Here is a 21,840-nt window from a genome sequence, read left to right as displayed (position 1 = left end):
ATCCCCCTCCGCATTTTTCTTTGATGATACCTCATTTCCGGCAAACATCCTCATGCATCCGTGATTATGTCTGACTTATTACAGATTATAGGCCGGAAACACGACAAAGGCCAAAGGATAAATCCCCCGGCCTTTGCGGTCGTTTTATAGCTGCTGCAGAAACATAAATTGTTTATCGCCCATGCCCGGAAGTCCCTCGTGAGCAAAATCGGGGTAGATTTCCAGCTGTACCGGCGCCTTCAATTTGTTAAGCACCGCATACTGCGTGGACGGCGGGCATACGGTATCCATCAGGCCGATGCCGAACAAAATATCCGCCGTAATCCGGGAAGCCAGATGCTGAATGTCGATATAGCCCAGCTTGTAGAACACTTCGTCTTCCCGCTTGTGCTGGGGATCGAAGAAACGGAAGTACGTACGCAGCTCCGCGTAAGCGTCCTTGGCCAGATCCATTTCCCAGACGCGCTTGTAGTCGCTCAGAAACGGGAAGTTGGCCGCGACCTTGCGGATACGCGGCTCCAGTGCCGCGCAAGCGAGCGCCAGCGCACCGCCCTGCGATCCGCCCATCGTGGCGACGCGGCTGCCGTCCACTTCCTCGAAATCCATCACGATCCGCGCCAGACGGACCGTATCCAGGAAAACATGGCGGAACAGCAGCTCGTCAGGATGCTCATCCAGTCCGCGGATAATGTGACCATTATGCGTATTGCCCGCAATCCCGCCGATATCCTGCGACTTCCCGCCCTGACCGCGTACGTCCAGCGCCGCTACCGAATAGCCGAGCGCGGCGTACGGAAGCCGCTCCAGCCAGTCTCCGGCATGGCCGGTATAGCCGTGAAACTGAAGAACCGCCGGATGCGGTTTGCCGTCCGATTTCGGTTTCACGTATTTGGCGTGAATCCGGGCCCCTTTTACACCGGTAAAATACAGGTCGAAGCACTCGGCGTAAGGGACCTTAAAGTCCGACGGAACCAGCTCCACCTGAGGGTCTACGGAATCCAGTTCGGCCAGTGCGCGCGCCCAGTACTCGTCAAAGTCCGTCGGACGCGGATTTCTTCCCTGGTACTCTTTCAGCTTTTCCAATGGCAGATCAATTAACGGCATTTTGAACTTTCCTTCCTTCTTGTATATGTATAATTGGAGTTTTGTTCCTAATCTACCTTGATCATATCACCCGGTTGAAACAAAAAACAACCACAATTTTAGCCGTCTAAAGCAGCACGATGTAAATGACCGCCGCCAGCACGAGCCGGTATATCGCGAACGGAACGAGCTTGATCCGGTTGATCAGCTTCAGGAAGAAGCGGATGGAAATCAGGCCAAACAGAAAGGCGCTTACAAAGCCGACGGCGAAAAAAGGGATGGCCTCCGCCGGAATCGAGTCCCAGCTTTTGAGCAGCTTCAAAAAGCTTGCGCCCGCCATGATAGGAACGGCCATAATAAACGTAAAATCGGCCGCCGCCCTGTGGCTCAGCCCCAGAAGCACTCCCCCGGATATCGTGGAACCCGAACGGGAGAAGCCCGGCCACATGGCAAGGCACTGGAACAAGCCCATGCCCAGCGCTTGTTTATACGTCAGCCGGTCCACCGTATCGGTCTTGGGGACGACCGGCCGCCGCCATTCCGCAATCAGCATCAGAACGGCTCCGAGTACAAGCCCGATGACGACCGTACGTGTGGAAAACAGATACTCGTCGATATAATCTTCGAAGAGAACGCCCAGAACGCCGAAAGGAATAAGTCCCACGATGACTTGAAGAAGGTTGAGGCGCGGGCCTCCTTCGTCCTGGCCCGGCAGTTTTTTCAGGCCGAACAGGTTCATAAAACGGTCCCGCATGAGGACGACTACGGCCAGGATGGAACCGAGCTGAATGACGACCTTGAAGGTATTGGCCGCCTGTGGAGTAAACAAATCCTTGGTCTGAAACCAGGCATCATCCACGATAATCATATGGCCGGTGGAAGAAACCGGGGCAAACTCCGTAAGCCCTTCGACCAGTCCGAGTATAAACGCCGCAAAAGCTTCCCATAGATTCATAGCCGCATGCTCCTTTTATTGAATATCCGATTTGTTAAAATAAATAATCGTTGCCGCCAATCCGGCGATAGACGCAGCCAGAATGGCAAGGACAGAGTACAGAACCGGATATTCGGGCACATACGCTTTGTTGGCGACGACGTGAACCGCCGACCACGGAAACAGTGCGCTGTACTTCTTATCTACAAGAGCTACGTTCGTCATAGTGGCAATGGCCGTGAAAATAATCGTCGGCACATAATTTTTGAACCAGAACGTAACGAAAATCGAAGGGGTCGACAGCAGAAAGAGCAGGACCGCCCCGATCAGGTACCGGCCCAGCGAATACAGGATAACGTCGATCGTAAGCCCGTCGAATCCGCCGATCAGTCCAAATACGAACGTAAATCCCCAGGATATCAGCGTCAGCAGGGCGATCCAGATCAGCAGCATAAGCAGTTTGCTGAAAAGCAGGCTCGTGCGCGAAACGGGAATGGTCAGCAGATTTTTGAGCGTATCCTCCACGTATTCCCGGTTGAACAAGTAAGCGGTTATGACGCCGTACAGCAGAGTCCCGCTGAGCAGCAGCACATACATATTCGTGTTGTAGAAGGAGATTTCGTACGTGACGGATGTGTCCGGTTTTTCGCTTTTCATGTTGAGAAATCCGATAAACATAAGGACGGGCGCGGCAGCGGCTCCAATGACGCTGACCAGGAACATTTTCGCGCGTTTTAATTTCAGCAGTTCGGTATACAGCAGATTAACCAATCGTTCCGCCTCCTATCAGCTTGATGAAATAATCCTCAAGCCTGTCTTCACTGATCGTAAGGCGGGACACATCGATGCCGTTCTCCACGAACAACCGGTTCAGAGCCGCTTGACGGCCGATATGGGAATAGACGCGGATTTTGCCTTCACCCCGGACTTCGTAATCGTGAATGTCCAGCTCTTTTTCCAGCAGCATGGCCGCCTTGTTATCGTCCGACACTTGAAACTCCAAATGTTTGCGGTTGCGTTTCCGCAGTTCTTCGAAGGAAACTTCCTCCAGAAGTCGTCCCTGGTGAACAATTCCTATCTGATCGGCCAACTGCTCGATTTCGGGCAAAATGTGGCTGGAAATGAGAATCGTCATTTTCCTTTCCTCGGCGAGCGATTTGATCAGCCTCCGGATTTCTTTGATCCCGATGGGATCGAGACCGTTCGTCGGCTCGTCCAGAATGAGAAGCTCGGGATGATGCAGGACGGCTCTCGCTATGCCGAGACGCTGCTTCATGCCCATCGAATACTGTCCGACGAGTTTTTTCGGCTCCTGGTGGAGGCTGACGATTTCAAGCGCGTCCTGAATCGCCGTCTTCTTGTGGACCCCCATCAGCCTCGCGTTGATCAGGAGATTTTCCGCTCCGGTCAAATTTTCGTAAAAGCCTGAATGTTCGACGATCGAACCGATTCTTCTTAAAAGATTTCGTTTGTGTTTGAACAAATTTTCACCGAATAATTCGATCTGTCCTTCCGTGGGTTTAATCAATCCCAGCAGCATCCGGATGGTGGTCGTTTTCCCCGCCCCGTTGCGTCCCAGGAAGCCGTAAATCTGTCCCTGCCCCACGGTCAGATCCAAGCGGTCCACCGCTTTCTGGTCTCCGTAAGTTTTGGTCAAACCCGTTGTTCGGATAATGGCGCTCATGGTTCCCTCCTGCTCCGTATGGTTCTTTTCTCTGTCCGTATTCAGGATAAGCAGCCGAATTTAAATGCCTCTTAACAAGTTCTTAATTGTTTCTTAAAATGTCGGCCGCCGGCTGAAGCCCCTTGCCCGTTTCCGGCAGTGTCAGGTAAAAAGCGGTCCGTACGCCCGGCTCGCTGTCCGCCCCCAGCGTTCCTCCATGCTTCTCGGCAAGGGCTTTCGTAATTGCCAGCCCCAGACCGCTCCCGCCGCCGGCCCGGCTTCTCGACGCATCCGTCCTGTACATCCGATCAAAAACGAGGCTGAGCTCCTCTGCGGGAATACCCGCTCCGTTGTCCCAGACCGTCAGGCAGTACTTCCCCTGGGCGAAGGACAGTTCCAGGCCGAGCTTATTCCCGTCTCCTCCGTGTTTGACGGCGTTTTGAATCAGATTATTCAGCATCCGCAGAAGACTGACCCGGTCCGCGACAACGGGACAAGCTTCCTCGGGGAGCTGCAGAACCAGCTCCAGACCCGCTTGATGCAGTTCCGGCAGGAACTCGATTACGGCTTCGCGCACGGTTTCGGCGAGATCAAGCCTGGCGGGTTGAAGCCGGATCTCGTCCGCGTCCAGCTTGGCCAGCAGAAATACTTCATCGATCAGCTTCTTCAAGACCCCCGATTTACGGGCCAGCACATCCAAATACTGCCGCTTCTGTTCCTCGCTTCCCGCCACGCCGTCTCTCAAAGCGTCGATGTAGCCGATGATGGACGTCAGCGGAGTGCGGATATCGTGCGAAATATTCGAGAGGAACCTTTTGCGGCCCGTTTCGGTTTTGATCGTATAAACCTGGAGCTTATCGAGCTGTCCGATCAATTCATTGACCGAGAAAATGACTTCGTTTAGAGCCGGATCGTCGTTCGCCAAAACCCGGGTGTTCACGTTTCCTGCAAGCGCCCTCGCCAATTGACGGTTAACGTCCCGGAGTCTGGCGGTATAACGGAATCTGGAGATGAGCAGCCCCGCCGCGGACGCAAAAAGCGCGGCAAACAGCACCCCGTTCGTCAATGCGCTCGGAGTGCCGACTGCCGTAAGCCCGGCCAGGGCCGCCAGTAAAATCAAATGGATCGCGCCCAGCAGCTTAACGGGATCTCTTTTCATAGTCTCTCACCCGCGAATTTGTAGCCGATCCCCCAGACCGTTACGATTCTTTTCGGATCGGACGGATCTTCCTCGATTTTTTTCCGCAGCTTGCGGATATGGACCATGACGGTATTATCGTCTTCCAGATAATCGCTGTTCCAGACCTGGCGGAAAATCTGGGTTTTGGTGAAAACTTGTTCGGGATGTGTCATAAAAAATTTCAGCAGTTCAAATTCTTTAGCCGTTAACGCGATTTCTTCCCCGTCTTTGGACATCGTGAATGTCTTGAGGTCCAGTTTCAAGCCGCCGGACGTCAGAGCCTTTTCCGCTGCGGGACTATTCTCGCTATTCTCGCTGTTTTCGCTGCCCAGCACTTTGTACCTCCGTAAATGCGCCTTGATTCTCGCGATCACCTCGTGGATACTGAACGGCTTGGTGATGTAATCGTCGGCTCCGATGCTCAGTCCGACTAATTTATCCACTTCCTGGTCTTTGGCCGTCAGCATGAGGATCGGCACGTTCGACGTCTGTCGAAGTCTTCTGCACACCTCGATTCCGTCCACTTTCGGCATCATCAGATCCAGCACGATTAAACTATAGGTGCGTTCCTCCGCAAGCCGGAGCGCTTCTTCCCCGTTATGAGCCGTGTCCGCCACGTAAGTTTCTCTTTCCAGATACGTCTTCAGCAGCTCCCTGATTTCTTTCTCGTCGTCTGCAATAAGAATGTGAATTCCCGTCATCCGTGCACCTGCTCCGCAACAATTTTGCCTCTTCTTGTACACTCAGTTTACCGAAATCTCCTTTAAAAGCCAATAAACCGGCCCATATACAGATCCGCAAAAAGAAACGCAAAACCCCTTTTCTCCGAAACTCGGGAAGCGGACGGCAGCGCACATTCTCAAAAAACCTCTCATCCCGCCAGGGACGGGAAAAGAGGCTCGTGCGGAAATATTCGATTACGGCTGGGAATCCAGGGCATCGCGCAGTCCGTCCCCGACAAAGTTTATGCTCAGAACGACGAGCAGAATCATCGCACCCGGCGGAATCCAAAGCCAGGGCTGCTCCGTCAGCACCGTCAGGGACTGGGCGTCCGTGAGCATATTGCCCCAACTGGCGGTCGGCGGCTGGACGCCCATGCCCAGGAAACTGAGTCCCGCCTCGCTCATAATGGCGGAAGCAACACCGAACGTAGCTTGGACGATAACGGGGCCGGCCGCGTTCGGAAGGACATGCTGCAGCAGGATACGGGGTGTGCCGTAGCCTAAGGCTATGCCTGCCCTGACATAATCGAGCCGCTTGATCGTCAGGACGCTTCCCCTGACCAGACGTGCGACGCCCGGCCACGAGAATAAAGCCAGAACGAGAATGATCGTGCGCATGTCCGAGCCCAGTACGGCCACGACGACCAAGATGACCATAAGAAACGGGAACGCCATGAACATGTCCGTTATCCGCATGATCGCCATATCCAGCCAGCCTCCGAAGTAACCCGAAACCAGACCGACCAGTGTCCCGAAAGTCACATACAGAAATACCGAAGCGAAACCGACGATCAGTGAAACGCGGGTCGCATAAACCAATCGGCTGAATACATCGCGGCCGACCTGGTCCGTACCCAGCCAATGCTCCGCGGAAGGGGCAGCCGAGAAGACGCCCGTCACTTCCTTCGGATCATACGGGACGATAGCCGGAGCAAGCAGAGCCGCGGCGATCAGCAGCAGAGTCACGACTGATCCGGCTGCGGCCAGCTTATGCCGCCTGAACTTCCGTAAAGCTTGCCGCCACGGCCGCGGCGAATCGGGCTCGGCTTCACTCTCTGCCGTGTCGCTGCGGAAATTCGTTTCGCCCAGTTTCCATTCGGTCAACGCCACAGCTTCCACCTCCTATCCATTGTAACGAATGCGCGGATCCGCTGCGGAGTACAGAAGATCGGTCAACAAATTCGTTGCCAGAACGATACAAGCCGCCGCCAGATTCAGCCCCATGAGGGTGGGATAATCTCTGGAAAGGATCGATTGAATGGTCAACTGGCCGATCCCCGGCCACTGGAAAATTTGCTCGATCAGAATGCTCCCTCCGAGCAGAAGAGGAATTTCCATCGCGATGACGGTAATCATCGGGATCAGCGCGTTCCGGAGGGCATGCTTGTTCGTGACGATAAAAGGATGCAGCCCTTTGGCCCGGGCGGTCCGCAAATAATCCTGCTTCAGCACGTCAAGCATGCTCGCCCTCACGTACCGGACCTTCTTGCCCGCGATAAAAACGCCGAGCACAAAGACCGGAAGAATCATATGGCGGATCAGATCCCAGGCACCCCCGCCGGCTCCCAGCGTGTACATGCCTCCCGTCGGCAAAATTCTTAACTGGACGGCAAAAATATAAATCAGGCTGAGTCCGAAAAAAAACTGCGGGATCGAGGTCCCGATAAAGGACAGGCCCGTCATGAAATAATCAAATTTCGTATTTTGCCGGACCGCGCTAATAATGCCGACGGGAACGGCGATCAGCAGACCGAGAGCCAGCGATGCCGCCGCAAGCCCCAGCGTAGGCCCCAGTCTTTCGGCGATCAAAGTGCTTACGGGGGCGTAAGAGCTGAACGAATACCCCAGTTCTCCGCGCAGCAGGCCGCCGAGCCACTTGGCATACTGCATCCACAGTGGATCGTTAAGGCCCAGCAGTTCTTTGCGCGCGTCGAGCAGCTCCTTGGGCATCGTCGGATCGATAAGCATATCGACCGGATTGCCCGGAGCCATGTTGATCAGGAAGAAATTAATGACCGTGATGCCGAATAAAACGGGAACCGCAATCAGAATCCGCCGGATCGCATACGGAAGCATAAGCGGGATTTCCTCCTTTCTCTTTCCGCCGACTATTTATCAGCTTATTTCAGAACAGGGAGGCCAGACGGTTCATCCAGCGGAAAATGACAGGCGGCGGCGTGAGCTTCGGCGCCCAGCGGCGGCTCGGCCGTTCTGCACAAGTCCCGGACATACGGGCAGCGTGTATGAAACCGGCATCCGGACGGGGGATGTTCCGGACTCGGCACATCGCCGCGGATCAAGATCCGGCCCGCAGAACGCGCTTCCGGGTCCGGCGGCGGATAAGCATTCAGTAAAATCCGGGTATACGGATGCTTCGGATTCCGGAACAGTTCCTCTTTGTTTCCGATTTCAACGATTTTGCCCAGATACATGACCGCGATCCGGGTGCTGATGTACTTGACCGCCCCTATCCCGTGAGCGATGAACAAATAAGTCAGCTTCAATTCCCTCTGCAAATCGCCGAGCAGGTTCAGGATCTGGGCCTGGATCGACACGTCGAGCGCGGAAACCGGTTCATCGCACACGATCAGCTCCGGTTCGAACGAAATCGCTCTGGCGATGCCGATTCTCTGCCGCTGCCCTCCCGAGAACTCATGCGGGAACCGGTTGCCCGAACCACGGGGCAGCCCTACCAGTTCCAGGAGACGGCCGACACGCGCGGGAATGTCTTTTTTATCCGCAAGCTTGTGGGCGATAAACGGCTCGGACAGCAGCTCGCTTACTCTTTTGCGGGGATTCAGGGAGGAGTACGGATCTTGGAAAATAATTTGCAGCCGCGTCCTTACCGGCTTTAATTGCCTCCGGGTCTTGGTCGTAATATCCTCGTCCCGAAAAAGAATCCGCCCCGAAGTCGGGTTTTCCAGCCGCACGATAGAACGGCCGATCGTCGATTTGCCGCAGCCGGATTCTCCCACAAGGCCCAGCGTCTCCCCTTTGCGGATAGTCAGGCTTACATCGTCCACTGCCCGGATGAAACCTGTCGTTCGCGAGAAGATGCCGCTTTTGACGGGATAGTACGTTTTAAGATGCTCGACCTGAAGGAGAGGCGCATCGTCCGCCGCAGGAACTTCAGGACGGCCGCTCATAAAGCGGCCTCCTTGCGGCCCGGCTTTTCGGGCAGCCTGCCCTCCACCTGGGACACCCAGCACCGGACCCGGCGGCCTCCCTCCAGAGCGGTCAGTTCCGGCTGCTCTTGCGTGCACACGGCGGAAGCCCACGCGCACCGGGCATGAAACCGGCAGCCTTCCGGCATGCGGTTCAGGGAAGGCACCGTCCCCGGGATCGCCTCCAGTTGTCCGCCGTCTCCGCTAATTCTGGGCATGGAGCCAAGCAGTCCTCTTGTATACGGATGCAGCGGCTCGCGGAACAGCGTAAAAACATCCGCCTCCTCCACAATTTGGCCCGCATACATCACTACGACCCGGTCCGCCATCTCGGCGACGACACCCAGATCGTGCGTGATCAGCAGAATGGCGGCCCCGCTCTCTTCGCGAAGCTGCTTCATCAGCTCCAGAATTTGAGCCTGGATGGTCACATCCAGCGCCGTAGTCGGCTCGTCAGCGATGAGCAGCTTCGGCTTGCAGGCGAGCGCCATCGCAATCATCACCCTCTGGCGCATGCCGCCGGACAATGCGTGAGGGTACGATTTCATCAGGACTTCGGCGCGGGGAAGTCCTACTTTTCCGAGCATTTCTATGGCATAAGCCCGCGCTTCTTTACGGGAGAAATCCATGTGCCGGCGGATGACCTCCAGAAGCTGTTCTCCGATCGTAAAAACCGGATTAAGCGAACTCATCGGCTCCTGGAAAATCATCGACATGTCCCGTCCCCGAAGCTGTCTCAGCTCCAGATCCGACGACAGCGCCAAGTTGCTTCCCTGGAAGAGGATGTCCCCTTGCTTGATGCGTCCGCTTCTGCCCAGCAGTCTCATGACCGAAAGGGCCGTCACGCTTTTGCCGCTGCCGGACTCGCCGACAATCCCGACCGTTTCGCCGGGCAGAAGCTGAAAACTGACTTCATCTACGGCCGTTACTTCTTCTTGTCCCGTCTTGAAAACGGTCTGAAGACGATGGATTTCCAGCACGGGCAGCATACATTCACCTCTCCTCTATTAAAATGTTGCCGGTACCGCGGCAGGAACTTCCCGCGGTACCGGCTGCGCCGCAAAACGGCGGTCAATCGCATACGGCGGAACAGCCGCACCCGTACGTCTTGCGCAGCGCCTAGCGGGCCTAAACAAGCACCGGCGCTTGAACGTCACTTGGGATCCCAGGCACATACCTGCGGCCGTTCGTGGCGCGCAGGAACTCCGCCCTGGCCTCGGCAAGCAGTACCCCGCCGTCCGTCAGCAGCTCGTAGGCCGCAAGCGCCAGGAGCTTGGAGGCAAGGTGCATGCCTTTGAGGCCGATCGGCGAGCCGAAGGACGCCGTCGCCTGCCACGTATGCACCTGCACGCCAAACGGCGCGCACGTGGTAATGATCTGCCCGACCGGCGTAATCCACGAGACGTCGCCGACGTCCGTCGAGCCTCCGCCGTAGGTTTTGGGCGCGGGCTTCACGTTCACGAACCCGGCCGGCAACAGTTCCCCGGCGGGAAGCCCCAGCTCTTCCCCCCGCTTAAGCGCCGATTCCCGGATATCGGGAGGCAGCGTATCCGCAAGGGCGGCGGCCAGACGGATATCTTCGTCCGTGAACGAAAGCGGGCCCGCCTCGTCCCTCTGCCGGTAAAGCAGATCGTTGAGCGTATGGTTGACGTTCAGATCGTAGGCGCCCGCCTTAATCTCCCACGTCACCTCGGTTTCCGTCATCAGAGCGGCTCCGCGGGCGATATTCTGAAGACGCCGGAGCAGCTCGTCGACGTGATCCCGGCCGGAGCCCCGCAGGAAATACCAGACACTCGCGTCTTCCGGCACGATATTCGGAGCCTGTCCGCCGTTCGTGATCGTGTACTGAATCCGCGAACCGTCCACCACGTGCTCCCGCAAATAATTGGCGCCGACGTTCGTCAGCTCCACCGCATCCAGTGCGCTGCGGCCCAAATGCGGGAAGCTTCCCGCATGGGACGCCCGGCCTTTGAAAGAAAACTCGACGGACGTAAGTGCCGACGTCGGCACGTTCCACGGCATGTTGGTGCTGCCGGGATGCCACGTGAGCGCCGTGTCCAGGTCATCGAACACGCCTTCCCGGGCCATGAACGTCTTGCCCGAGATGACCTCTTCGGCCGGGCAGCCGTAATACCGGATCGTACCCGGGAGCTTCTCTTCGCGGATGCGGCGGCTCAAAGCAACGGCGGCGGCCACGCCGGCTGTGCCGAGCAAGTTATGTCCGCATCCGTGTCCGGGCCCGCCCGGAACGAGGGCTTCCCGTTCGGCGCTCACCTTCTGCGACAAGCCGGGCAGCGCGTCGTATTCCCCGAGGATGCCGATGACGGGTTTTCCGCTGCCGAACTCGGCAACGAATGCCGTGGCGGCGCCCCCGATACCGGAACGGAGCGTGAATCCCGCTTCCCGCAGCACGGCGGCTTGCAGTTTCGAGGCGTACGTCTCCGTATAAGCGACTTCAGGCTGTTCCCAGATCCTCAGCGCAAGCTCTTCGAATTTTTCCGCATGGCTGTCCAGCCACTCTACCAAGTCCCGCTTTCCCATCTCCCTCACGCCTTTCTATTTTTTCAAATCCCACTCGTTCGTATTGTTGTACATCCCGATATCTCGGGGTCTTCCGACGAGAACGTCTTTGGATACGGCAAGCAGACGCTTCTCCGAGTAAACCGCGAGCGTAGGCACATCCTCATGGATGACCGCCTGCAGCTCGTTGTAGATCTGCCGCCGCTTCGCCGGATCGGATTCCGTCTCCCCTTTCGTAATCAGCTCATCTACCTTCGGATTGTTGTAGCTGTAGTAATTGCTCGCGCTGTCGCTTTTGTACAAAGTGAAATACGAGCTCGGTTCGATATAAAAGTCCCGGTTGAAAATAGTAAGGTCAAACTCTTTTTTGCGCACCTTCTGGATCAGCGTGGCAAAGTCATACTTCTGAACCTCAACCTTCAAACCGACGGCCTGCAAATTCTGGGCAAGAATATCCGCCGCCTGCTCGCGCACTTTATTGCCCACCGGAATCAGGAATCGGATAGGCTTGTTGATGTCCCATTTCGCCTCCTGGAGCAGCTTTTTCGCCTTTTCCGGATCGTAGGGGTATGTCTGGATGTCTTTGTTGAAATTGGGGTGATAGCTCGGAATGCCGCCGTCAATCACTTCGCCTTGGCCTTTCAGAAGCTGATCGACAATAAGCTTGCGGTTGATCGCATAAGCGACGGCCTGGCGCACGCGGGCATCGCCGATATTAGCCGTGTTGAAGAAGAGTTCGGGCGGAATGGAAGGATTGCTCGTCGTAAGTTCCACGTTCGGCAGCGCCTTGACTTTCTCGTATTCCGTGATCGGTATAAGACCGACAGGCAGCGAATTCATATGAATTTCGCCCGTTTGAAGCTGCGCCACCAAATTGGCAGCCGGAAGCACTTTAATAAAGATTTTGTCGAGTTTGGCCGGCGGCAAATAATAGTTCGGGTTTTTGACCACTTCCGCATACTGGCCTTTTACGAAATTGGCGAATTTGAACGCCCCGATCGTGACTTCGGGTTTCTGAAAGTAAGGGTGAGTCGCGATCTGTTCGGGGGGAACGTCTTTCAGGATGTGCTTCGGCAGGAAAAATACTTTCGTTCCGAACCGTTCTTTGAAAAGAAGCGGATCGACCGGTGTCTTCGTCCGCACTTCGAATGTGCGATCGTCTATGATTTTGAGGCCGCTGATTTCCGTTTTCCCTTCCTCCAGCTTGCCCGCATTGTTCAGCCCTTCGATAAAATTCAGCTTAAAGTACGTCTCGACTTTCGGGTGCAGAGCGGTCTGGAGCGTAAAAGCGACATCGGCCGTCGTAAAAGGTTTACCGTCATTCCATTTCGCAGATGGATTCAGCTTCACGACAAAGGTTTGATTGTCTTTCGTCTCCACGGACTCCGCGAGCTTCGGAGTAAATTCGAATTTCTCGTTCAAATTCAGCAGCGAATCGTTGAGGAGCGCGATCACGTTGTCCGAGGCGGAGTCGCCTTGATCGTTAATCTGGCTGAGTGTAATCGGTGCGTTCACAATGCCGATGTACACGGTCTTTTCGCCGGTGTTAGCTCCTTTGCCGGGTTCTCCCCCCGGATTCGGCGACGATGCCGGAGAGGCGGCAGGCGCCCCGCAGGCCGATAAACCGGTCATGAATGCGGCCAGTACAATTAGCCAAGTAATCCGATGTCTTTTTTTCACCGTAACATGCCTCCACTTCAAATTTTCTTTAAATCTCCGGGAAAAGAATACGGCTCTGCTCCCGCCTCGCCGGACGAATGGGCGGAGTCTTCACCGTTCGTGCCGGACTCGCTCCGAAGGTTTTTGATCATGAAAACGAGTTTGTCGTCGGTCCCGAGATCCCTCTCGTAGAAGGGCTGGTAGCCTTTCCGCTCGTAAAAGGGAAGAAGCCACGGATGCTTACGGGACGTTGCGAGCGTCGAAGCGGGCGACAAAAGCGTATCCCGCACGATTTTTTCCTCCACGTATCGGAGAAGACGGCTGCCCACCCCTCGGGACTGCTCCGCCGGATGAACGGCTAACATAAACAAGAACGGATACACGGATACTTCTTCCATGTATTTCACCGAGAGGGTTGCGCTTATCCGTCGGTCTCGCTCCAGAACGTAGCACGCATTCTCCACGCTGTTCGTCCGAACGAAGTCGTAATCGGCCCGGGTCGCCCTGAAGTCGATGTTCAGGTCCCGGATAGACTGATAAGCCCCCTCGATAAGCGTTAAAAGCTGTCCGGTGTCGTTTTCTCCCGCCAGCCGGAAAATTTCTCCCATTGTCGTCACCTCGCCTTAAGAACCTCTAGTAGAAGACCGCTTTACAACGGATAATGGCAGGCTGCGGCATGTCCCGGGCCGACCTCGATCCATTCGGGCTGAACTTCCCGGCACAGCGCCGTTGCCGCCGGGCAGCGCGTGTGAAACCGGCAGCCGGACGGCGGATGGGCCGGGGAGGGAATTTCGCCCGCGAGCCGGATTCTCTCCCGGGAGCCGGAGCGGTCGCGCCTCGGGACGGACGCCAGCAGAGCGGCCGTGTAAGGATGGGCCGGATGGCGGAACAGCTCGTCGCTCGGGGCTGTTTCCACAAGCTTGCCGAGGTACATCACGCCGATGCGGTCGGACATATGCCGGACTGCCTGAAGGCCGTGCCCGATAAACAGATACGTGAGATTCTCCCTCTCCCGGAGTTCCTGCAGCAGATTCAGAATCTGGGCCTGCACCGACACGTCCAGCGCCGATACGGCCTCATCGGCCAGAATAAACCGGGGCTGCAGAGCCATCGCTCTGGCAATGCCGATCCTTTGACGCTGTCCTCCCGAAAATTCGTGAGGATACCTGTTGCCCGCCGAAGGGGGCAGCCCGACCGAAGCGAGCAGCTCCGCGACTTTATCGCTGCGTTCCTTCCCCCGGTGTGTCCCGTGTACGGCGAGCGGCTCGCCTATGCACTGCCCGACCGTCCATCGCGGATTGAGCGAACCGTACGGGTCCTGGAAAATGACCTGCATCTGCTTTCTTGCCTTCCGCAGCTCTAAGGGAGACATGGCGGAAAGCTCTTTGCCGGCAAAAAGAACTTCGCCTTCCGTAGGCGGCTCCAGATGAAGCAGCGTCCGGCCGAGAGTCGACTTGCCGCTGCCGGATTCACCGACCAACCCGAACGTCTCGCCCTCCCGGATCGTGAAGGTGACGTCGTCGACGGCATAGATCGACCCTTTGGGCCGGCGGAGAAACCCGCCCCCGAGCCGGTATGTTTTCCGCAGGCCGTGTACGGAAAACAGCGGCACCCCATCGCCGGAGACCTCCCCTGCGGTGTTTTCCTCGCGCGGAGCGGAAACGGCGGCGGACCGGATCACGGCAGTCGCGGACTCCGCACGCTCCCGGACGATGTCCGGCGAGGCTTCCGCTGCCTGCGCATCCTCCTCCTGCCGGAGTTCCCCGGCAAGCCAGCACGCCGCCTCGCGTCCCGCGATCTCCTCCAGAGGCGGTGCGGACTGTGCGCACCTCTGGATGGCATGCGGGCAGCGGGGGTGAAAGCGGCAGCCGGACGGCGGCTCGGCCAGCGGGGGAATGCTTCCTTCAATGGAAGGAAGCCGGGAGCCCCGGGGAGTCTCCAAACCTGTGACGGAGCCGATGAGCCCCTTCGTGTAAGGATGCACCGGCGTCCGGAACAACGTGTCGGCCCCGCCGACTTCGACGATTCCGCCGGCGTACAGAACGGCAATCCGGTCGGCAATCTCGGCCGCCACGCCCAGATCGTGCGTGACGAATAGGATCGACATGCCGTACTCCTTCTGGATCTCCTTCAGCAGGTTCAGGATTTGCGACTGGATCGTTACGTCCAGTGCCGTTGTCGGCTCGTCGGCGATGAGCAGGTCGGGACCGCAGGACAGCGCCATTGCAATCATCGCCCTTTGGAGCATTCCCCCGGACAGCTCTCCCGGATACTGCTTCATCCGCAGGCCCGGCTCCGGGATGCCGACTTTGCCGAGCAGCCGGGCCGCGTGCTCCAGCGCCTCCTTATAGGAACTGCGGTTATGCCGCAGATACGCCTCCGCGATTTGCTTCCCGACCGGAAAAAGCGGATCGAACGCCGCCATGGGCTCCTGGAAAACCATCGCCGCCTTCCTTCCTCGAATTGCGCCCATCCCCTTCTGCGGACGCCGGGTTACGTCTTCCTGTCCCAGCCGGATGGTGCCATGCGTGATGCGTCCTCCCTCATATTCCACGAGGCGGAGGATCGCTTTGGACAAAATCGTTTTGCCGCTGCCGGACTCCCCGACCAGACAGAGCGTCTCGCCGGGCCTGATATGCAGGCTGACTTCAGACAACGCCGTCAGGCTTTCGTTTTCTTTGGTAAACTCCACCTTCAACCGCTCGATTTCCAGAACCGGCTTTGCCAAGTTCGTCCCCTCCCCTCCGTGTGTTTCTCCCATTCACTTTGCATGCTGTTTGGGGTCCAGCGCGTCTCTCCAGCGGTCTCCCACCAGATTGACGGCCAGCACCAGGACCGTAATCGCGAGTCCCGGAAAAGTCGCGTTCCACCAGGCGACGGTCAAATATCCTCTGCCCTGCGAAAGAAGCGTTCCCCAGTCCGGAATTTCCTTAAGCACCCCCAGCCCCAGGAAACTAAGCGCTGAGCCGACCAGGATGGACGATCCGATTCCTATCGTTCCCATGACGAGCAGCGGAGAAAAAACGTGAGGAAGCACATGCTTCACGAAAATATGACCTCCGCCCGCACCGATCGACCGGGATGCGGCGATATAGGGACGGCTCTTAATGCCGATCACCTGACTGCGGACAACCCTGGCAAATTTGGGCACCAGCGATACGCTGACGGCCAGCACAATGTTGAGCAGACTCGGCCCCAAGGCGGCAGCAATGGCGAGTGACAGCAGCAAGCTCGGTATCGCCATGAGCACATCAATGATCCGCATGAGCATTCCGTCCACGAAGCCTCCGATGTAACCGGCCAGACTGCCGATCAGCATGCCTGCGGCCCCGCCGATGACGACGGAGCCCGCGCCGAACAGAAGTGAATCTCTAGCCCCGTATATGAGAAGGCTGAGCATATCCCTTCCGTAGTAATCCGTCCCCAACCAGTGGGCGGCGCCCGGCTTCTGGAGGAGGGCGTCCGCATTCATTTCCACCGGCGGATAAGGCGCCAGCCATTGCGGCACGACTGCGCTGAGCGCAATCGCCGACACGATTAAGAGCGCCGCATAATACGGAAGATCCCCTTGGCGCACAAAGCCCGGTATTTTCCGGTTTTGTTTCGGTTCCCGGCTCCGCTCCCGGGTGAGCTGTTCCGGCACGTAGTTAACTTCGGCTGCGGTTTTCATACCGTTCCCCCTTTTTCACGCGTCTCTCTAACGACCACCTGCATCAGACGGCCCTTCTCACTCTGGGATCAATGAAAGCATAGGACAAGTCCACCAACACATTGACAAGGACATACACGATTGCGGTAAAAAAAACGACGCCTTGTACGACGGGAAGATCTTTGGACAGGATGGCTCCCGCAAGCAGCCGACCGATTCCCTGTCTGGAAAAGACCGTTTCAATCACGACGGCCCCGGCCATAAGTTCCCCGATCTGGATGCCGATCATGGTAAGAGCCGGAATGAGGGCGCTGCGCAGCGCATGCCGGTACATGACGACTCTTTCGCTAAGTCCTTTGGAACGAAGGGTGGTAATAAAAGGTTCGTTCATCACCTCAAGCATGGAGCTCCGCACCATCCGCACGATAAAACCCGATCCCACGAGCCCGAGCGCAGCCGCAGGCAGGACAAGCGACTCCCACCCTTCCGAGCCTACGGCCGGAAACCAGTTCAGTCGGACGGAGAAAACGAGAATCAGAAGGATGCCCGACCAGAAGGTCGGCATGGAAATTCCGAACAGCGACACGATGCGGGCCAAAAAATCAATGAAGCTGTTGCGGTGAATCGCCGAAACCACGCCGAGCCAGATTCCCGTCACTACCGCCAGAAAGGTACCCGCTGCCGTAAGCAGCGCCGTTGCGGGAAACTGCTCCAAAATTTTGGGGAGCACCGGGTCGTCGTTCACGAGAGATTTCCCGAAATCCCCCCGCAACAAATTTTCCGCATAGACGAGAAATTGCCGGATCACGGGCTGATCCAAGCCAAGCTGATGCCGCAGATTCGCTGCCGTCTCCGCAGAGGCCGACGTACCGGCCAGCATTATCAGCACCGGATCTCCCGGCAGCAGGTACAGAATAAAGAAGACGAGAACCGAAGCGCCTCCTATGACAAGCAGCGAAGAGACCAGTCTTCTTGCGATGGCGTAAATCAACCCGGCTTCCCCCCCGTCACGATTTTTTCAGGCTTACATCGTAAAACAACGGATATCCCAGCGAATCGAATTTAAGTCCGTTCACGTTTTTCCCGGCTGCGACGGTATACGGAAATACGTACACGGGGAATCCGTAAGCATTTTGGATCAGATACGCTTGAACCTGCTTGTAAATCTCCGCCCGTTTCTTGGGGTCCTGCTCTTTAAGTCCTTCTTCCAGCCAAGCGTCTACCTGCGGATCGGATTTGTGGGTATGGTTGTGCCCCCACTTCCCGTCTTTCGGAATGGCATTCGTGTGAAAAAAACTCCGCAAAATGTCCGGGTCGCCCGAAACATTACTGACGCCGACCAGATCATTCGTCCCCTTAACCATCAGAGCCGGCGTCGTATCGGCCAAAATTTCCACTTCGACGGCGATTCCGGCTTTTTTCAGCTGCTGCTGGATCATCGCCGCAATGTCGTTGCGCTTCTCCCTGTTCGGCGACGCGTCGATATAACGGATCGTCAGTTTTTTGCCGTTTTTCTCACGGATTCCGTCCGCCCCCTTGATCCAGCCCAGTCCGTCAAGCAGGCGTCCCGCTTCGTCCGGATCGGGTTTCTGGACTCCTTCCAGGGAGGCATTATAGCCAAGCACGGACGGAGTCAGCGGAGACCAGGCCCGTGTATAAGCGCCTAGATACAAAGTCTTGACGATGGCATCGAAGTCGATCGACAGTTGGACGGCCTTCCGGGCCTCCAGCTCGTTCCAAGGCGCATGATCTTGATTGAGCATCAGCGTGTAGGGAATGCCCGAAGACTCCGCCTGGAAAAGCTGCACGTTCGGGTCCTTCTTCAAAGAGACGAAATTTTGCGGAGGTACCGTCTCTGCGGCCGAAACCTGCCCGCTCTGGACGCTGCCGATCCGGGTCGCCTCTTCAGGAATAATTTTGAATACGAGCTTGTCTATGTACGGTGCGCCTTTATTGGCGGCAAGTTCCGGCGCCCATTTGTAGTCGGGATTGCGCTGCAGCGTAACGGCCGAATTCTCGGTCCAGCTCACGAATTTGAAAGGGCCGGTGCCGACGGGGTTTTTGGTGAGCTGGTCCTTGTATTTCTCGGCGGCCGCCGGTGAAACGATTCCGAGAAAGGCCTGGCTGAGCGAACTCAGAAACGCGCTGTAAGGCGACTTCAGCCGCACCTTTACGGTGTATTCGTCAACCGCTTCGGACGATTCATAGGGGCCCAGCAGGGTAACGGCGAACCGGGACTTGGTCGCCGGATTCACGATCCGGTCGAAATTCGCTTTAACGGCAGCCGCATTAAACGGTGTTCCGTCATGGAACTTCACGTCCTTGCGCAGCTTGAACGTGTACTCTTTTCCGTCGGATGAAACCGTCCACTCCTCGGCGAGCCACGGTTTGATGGACTGGTCGGGCAGTTGGACGACAAGACTGTCGTAAATGGAGCGCATCACCCGGTAATCAAGTGCGGCGGGCACCACATTAGGATCGAGTCCGGACGGCGATCCGGCGAGCGCGTACGTAAACGTGCCGCCTTGAACGGCGGACGGCTGCCCGGCTGTTCCGTTTTCAGAGGCCGGAGAAATTGCGCTGCCGGTATTCCCCGCGTTTCCCCCGCAGCCGGACACGATCGCGAGAATAAGTGCAATCAGAACTGCCTTGTGAACATGACGTATGGATGAAATCATAAGTCCTCTCCATTTCATTAAGTTTAAGTCCGACTCAGCCGCCTCTCCCGGTCCCCGGCCTCCCCTGTCCCACAAAAAAAGGAGACACAGCTTTCCCCCGGGAAAGACCGTATCTCCAGTGACCTGGTCGATATCTGATTAAACCGATAATATTAGTATGTTATGATTATAGCTATCCCTCTTATTTCTGTCAATCCTTGGCAATCAGGACATGCAATAAAAAAATGGGACACTTCCTTTCGGAAGCATCCCGCTCAAATCGGCTGTTAACCCGCTACCTGCTCGGCTTCCTCCGCCGGCTTGAAGCGTTCTTTGCCGAAGAACACGTGAAAAAGAATGCAAATCACGGTATAAACGACGGCCGTAATGCTGAAAGCGTAGGCGTAGCCGTAGTAAGAACCGTACGTCGCCACTAGCCCCATGCTGACCGGAGAGGCCAGAAACCAGCCCAGATTGAACATCGCTTCCCCCGAGCTGGACGCAAGTCCCCGCATCGAGCGGTCGACATACTTCATTTTGATCGTGCTGTAAAAAGGATTCGCCGCATTCATAAGCGCCTGTCTGAACAAGTATCCTACGCTGGCGAGCGTAAAATTAGACGAGTATGCGGTAATTAGCAGAAAAGGAATCGAGCTCAATTGGAGCAGGACGACCGCTCTCGCTTCGCCGATTTTGCGCGCAATGGCGGGGCCGAGCAGAAAAGCAAGCGCGGTCGCCCCTTGTCCCAGCGATACAATGAAGCCGATCATCGTTTTGGAGGCATCGAACCTGTCCTCGAAATAGACGTTCAAATAAGGCACAATCATCCCGCCCGCCGTCGAGGACAACAGGCTGAGAAACGCAAACAGCGCGATAATCTGGAGCGAAGATTTATGCCTGGATGCCGTTTGCCGCCAGCCGGGTTTAGGACCGGCCCTTTCATCTTTCCTTTCGTCTTTTTCTCCGGCATCTTCCGATGTATACAAGAGCACGGGAATGAGTCCGAGCGCCATCGTCCCGACGCCGATCAACAAAGTCGTTCTCAAGCTGAGCACTTCCGAGAGGCCGAAGGCAAACTGGAACATATCCGTCAAAACGCCGCCCAGCATATTTCCCGCCACGCTTGCGAACATACTTAGCGCCATGTTGAAACTGAACAAGTGAACCCGCTGCCGGGGCGTTGAATTGTTGGCCATAAAAGGAATGATCGTAGCCGATACGACCGCCTGCGACATTCCCCCGAGAAACGAAGTAACGAGCAGGGCGTTTTTAAACTCGAAAAGAGAGCGGGCGGTGAGTGCCAGCAGCACAAAAAAGAGACCGGCGGATACGATCCGCTTGGGCCCGAATCTGTCGTTCATGATTCCCGCCGGGATTAATATGATTGCGGATGCTATGGCCGTCATCCCGACCAACTGTCCAACCATCGTCTGATCGTAGCCCAGAGCGCGGACGTACAAATTGTACACGAGCCCGAACATGCCGAGACCCGTATTCCACACGAAAATAAACACGAAAAAAAGACGAATGTTCCGGCTGTATTGGAGCAGTTGGGTTTTCCATTCGTTAAGAAAGTTCGTCATGCTCCTAGCATAACTCATTTTGCAAGTAAGCGGTATCTTTTTTCATCCGGCGGTGAATAAAAGGGTTCTTCCAAAAAGTAAGCTCCCCCGGTTCCTTTCTCCTTCTTTGGATGCTACAATTTCTCTTAAATGCCGGGCGTAAATCGTCCATGAAGCAAGGAGATCGTGAACCGTATGATCCAATACCAGAGCGAACAGGTAACAGTTTTTCAAAGCGCGATATACAAAACAACCTCGACCGTAATCGTGACAGATGATCTCGTCTTGATCGCAGATCCGAACTGGCTGCCCCGGGAGATCGAAGAAATCCGGCAGCATGTCGAAGCCGTGCGGGGCGACCGGCCGGTTTACGTGCTGTTTACCCACGGCGATTTCGACCATATCATCGGATATAAGGCATTCCCGGGGGCTGTCACGATCGGAAGCGAGGGACTGCGCAACCACCCGGACAAAGAAAAAAAGCTGGCCCTCATTACTTCGTTCGATGCCGGCCACTATATCGACAGAGGCTATCCCGTGGAGTTCCCGCATGTTGATATCGCAGCGGCCGGAAACGGCCAGGCGTTCCAGCTCGGAGAAACCCGCCTGACTTTCTATCTTGCACCCGGTCATACGGCTGACGGGCTGATGACCGTAGTCGAGCCGTTAGGCGTACTGATCGCGGGGGATTATTTGTCGGACTTCGAGCTTCCTTTCATTTATGACAGCGCCAAAGCGTATGAAGGGACATTGGACACTGTCCGGCACATTTACGGCACCCATAACCTGGAGCTGCTTGTCCCCGGCCACGGGGAGGCGACCGAGGACGTCCGCGAAATGGAACGCCGGCTGGAGCTCGCGGACCGGTACCTCGCAAGCCTGATCGCGGCCGTTCAGGCTGACGACGGCAACGCTCTGCTCGCGCTCCGGGACGCGCACGCTTACTGCTCCGCCTTTACGGACGGCTGCCATGACGAGAACGTCCGGATCGTCCGCAGCGAGTACGTCGGCGGATAGAGCGGGCGGCCTGACGCGGGCGGCCTGACG

At 56.6% G+C, this 21,840-nt stretch carries 19 protein-coding genes; 1 reads left to right on the top strand and 18 read right to left on the bottom strand.

What is annotated here, in order from left to right; all coding sequences use genetic code 11:
- Positions 1 to 144: 144 nt before the first annotated feature.
- The 18 genes from PCH01S_RS00310 to PCH01S_RS00225 form a co-directional block, all read right to left on the bottom strand.
- The gene (locus PCH01S_RS00310; RefSeq protein ID WP_042225736.1) at positions 145 to 1,104 is read right to left on the bottom strand and encodes an alpha/beta fold hydrolase; all 960 of its coding nucleotides are present in this window, start codon (positions 1,102 to 1,104) and stop codon (positions 145 to 147) included.
- Between the two features lie 106 nt (positions 1,105 to 1,210).
- Positions 1,211 to 2,038 carry an undecaprenyl-diphosphate phosphatase gene (locus PCH01S_RS00305; RefSeq protein ID WP_042225734.1) on the bottom strand — a complete coding sequence of 276 codons (828 nt, stop codon included), beginning with the start codon at positions 2,036 to 2,038 and terminating at the stop codon, positions 1,211 to 1,213.
- A gap of 15 nt (positions 2,039 to 2,053) precedes the next feature.
- Positions 2,054 to 2,788, bottom strand: coding sequence for an ABC transporter permease (locus tag PCH01S_RS00300; RefSeq protein ID WP_042225732.1), 735 nt, complete (start codon positions 2,786 to 2,788; stop codon positions 2,054 to 2,056).
- Positions 2,781 to 3,701 carry an ABC transporter ATP-binding protein gene (locus PCH01S_RS00295; RefSeq protein ID WP_042225731.1) on the bottom strand — a complete coding sequence of 307 codons (921 nt, stop codon included), beginning with the start codon at positions 3,699 to 3,701 and terminating at the stop codon, positions 2,781 to 2,783. Before PCH01S_RS00295 ends, PCH01S_RS00300 begins: the two co-directional genes overlap by 8 nt.
- Positions 3,702 to 3,783: 82 nt before the next feature.
- Entirely contained in the window at positions 3,784 to 4,839 is a 1,056-nt protein-coding gene (locus PCH01S_RS00290) for a sensor histidine kinase (RefSeq protein ID WP_042225729.1), read from the bottom strand.
- A complete protein-coding gene (locus PCH01S_RS00285; RefSeq protein ID WP_042225727.1) occupies positions 4,836 to 5,561 on the bottom strand; it encodes a response regulator transcription factor in 726 nt (241 codons plus the stop codon). Before PCH01S_RS00285 ends, PCH01S_RS00290 begins: the two co-directional genes overlap by 4 nt.
- Before the next feature lie 216 nt (positions 5,562 to 5,777).
- Entirely contained in the window at positions 5,778 to 6,692 is a 915-nt protein-coding gene (opp4C, locus tag PCH01S_RS00280; RefSeq protein ID WP_042225725.1) for an oligopeptide ABC transporter permease, read from the bottom strand.
- A 12-nt stretch (positions 6,693 to 6,704) separates the two neighbouring features.
- Complete coding sequence (locus tag PCH01S_RS00275; protein WP_042225724.1) at positions 6,705 to 7,658, bottom strand: ABC transporter permease; 954 nt, start codon at positions 7,656 to 7,658, stop codon at positions 6,705 to 6,707.
- Positions 7,659 to 7,702: 44 nt separating this feature from the next.
- Positions 7,703 to 8,728: an ABC transporter ATP-binding protein gene (locus PCH01S_RS00270; protein ID WP_042225721.1), complete on the bottom strand. Its 1,026-nt coding sequence runs from the start codon at positions 8,726 to 8,728 to the stop codon at positions 7,703 to 7,705.
- Positions 8,725 to 9,735, bottom strand: a complete 1,011-nt coding sequence (locus PCH01S_RS00265) for an ABC transporter ATP-binding protein (protein ID WP_042225720.1) — start codon at positions 9,733 to 9,735, stop codon at positions 8,725 to 8,727. Before PCH01S_RS00265 ends, PCH01S_RS00270 begins: the two co-directional genes overlap by 4 nt.
- 139 nt (positions 9,736 to 9,874) lie before the next feature.
- On the bottom strand, positions 9,875 to 11,287 hold the full coding sequence (locus PCH01S_RS00260) for an amidohydrolase (protein WP_042225719.1): 1,413 nt from the start codon (positions 11,285 to 11,287) through the stop codon (positions 9,875 to 9,877).
- A gap of 15 nt (positions 11,288 to 11,302) precedes the next feature.
- Positions 11,303 to 12,946 carry an ABC transporter substrate-binding protein gene (locus PCH01S_RS00255; RefSeq protein ID WP_042225717.1) on the bottom strand — a complete coding sequence of 548 codons (1,644 nt, stop codon included), beginning with the start codon at positions 12,944 to 12,946 and terminating at the stop codon, positions 11,303 to 11,305.
- A 17-nt stretch (positions 12,947 to 12,963) separates the two neighbouring features.
- Positions 12,964 to 13,533: a GNAT family N-acetyltransferase gene (locus PCH01S_RS00250; RefSeq protein WP_042225715.1), complete on the bottom strand. Its 570-nt coding sequence runs from the start codon at positions 13,531 to 13,533 to the stop codon at positions 12,964 to 12,966.
- 41 nt (positions 13,534 to 13,574) lie between these two features.
- Positions 13,575 to 15,653, bottom strand: coding sequence for a dipeptide ABC transporter ATP-binding protein (locus PCH01S_RS00245; RefSeq protein ID WP_042226247.1), 2,079 nt, complete (start codon positions 15,651 to 15,653; stop codon positions 13,575 to 13,577).
- Positions 15,654 to 15,686: 33 nt separating this feature from the next.
- Complete coding sequence (locus tag PCH01S_RS00240; RefSeq protein WP_042225714.1) at positions 15,687 to 16,595, bottom strand: ABC transporter permease; 909 nt, start codon at positions 16,593 to 16,595, stop codon at positions 15,687 to 15,689.
- Between the two features lie 43 nt (positions 16,596 to 16,638).
- On the bottom strand, positions 16,639 to 17,565 hold the full coding sequence (locus PCH01S_RS00235) for an ABC transporter permease (protein WP_042225713.1): 927 nt from the start codon (positions 17,563 to 17,565) through the stop codon (positions 16,639 to 16,641).
- Between the two features lie 16 nt (positions 17,566 to 17,581).
- Positions 17,582 to 19,252, bottom strand: coding sequence for an ABC transporter substrate-binding protein (locus tag PCH01S_RS00230; RefSeq protein WP_042225712.1), 1,671 nt, complete (start codon positions 19,250 to 19,252; stop codon positions 17,582 to 17,584).
- A gap of 266 nt (positions 19,253 to 19,518) precedes the next feature.
- Entirely contained in the window at positions 19,519 to 20,814 is a 1,296-nt protein-coding gene (locus tag PCH01S_RS00225) for an MFS transporter (protein WP_042225710.1), read from the bottom strand.
- A 174-nt stretch (positions 20,815 to 20,988) separates the two neighbouring features.
- Here PCH01S_RS00225 and PCH01S_RS00220 point away from each other — a divergent pair, with 174 nt between their 5' ends.
- A complete protein-coding gene (locus PCH01S_RS00220; protein ID WP_042225707.1) occupies positions 20,989 to 21,810 on the top strand; it encodes an MBL fold metallo-hydrolase in 822 nt (273 codons plus the stop codon).
- Positions 21,811 to 21,840 lie beyond the last annotated feature (30 nt).

The sequence above is a fragment of the Paenibacillus chitinolyticus NBRC 15660 genome, assembly GCF_000739915.1.
In the GTDB taxonomy this organism is placed as follows: Bacteria; Bacillota; Bacilli; order Paenibacillales; family NBRC-103111; genus Paenibacillus_F; species Paenibacillus_F chitinolyticus.
Note: the sequence above shows the minus strand (reverse complement) of the source record. Positions and strands in the feature narration are given on the sequence as shown.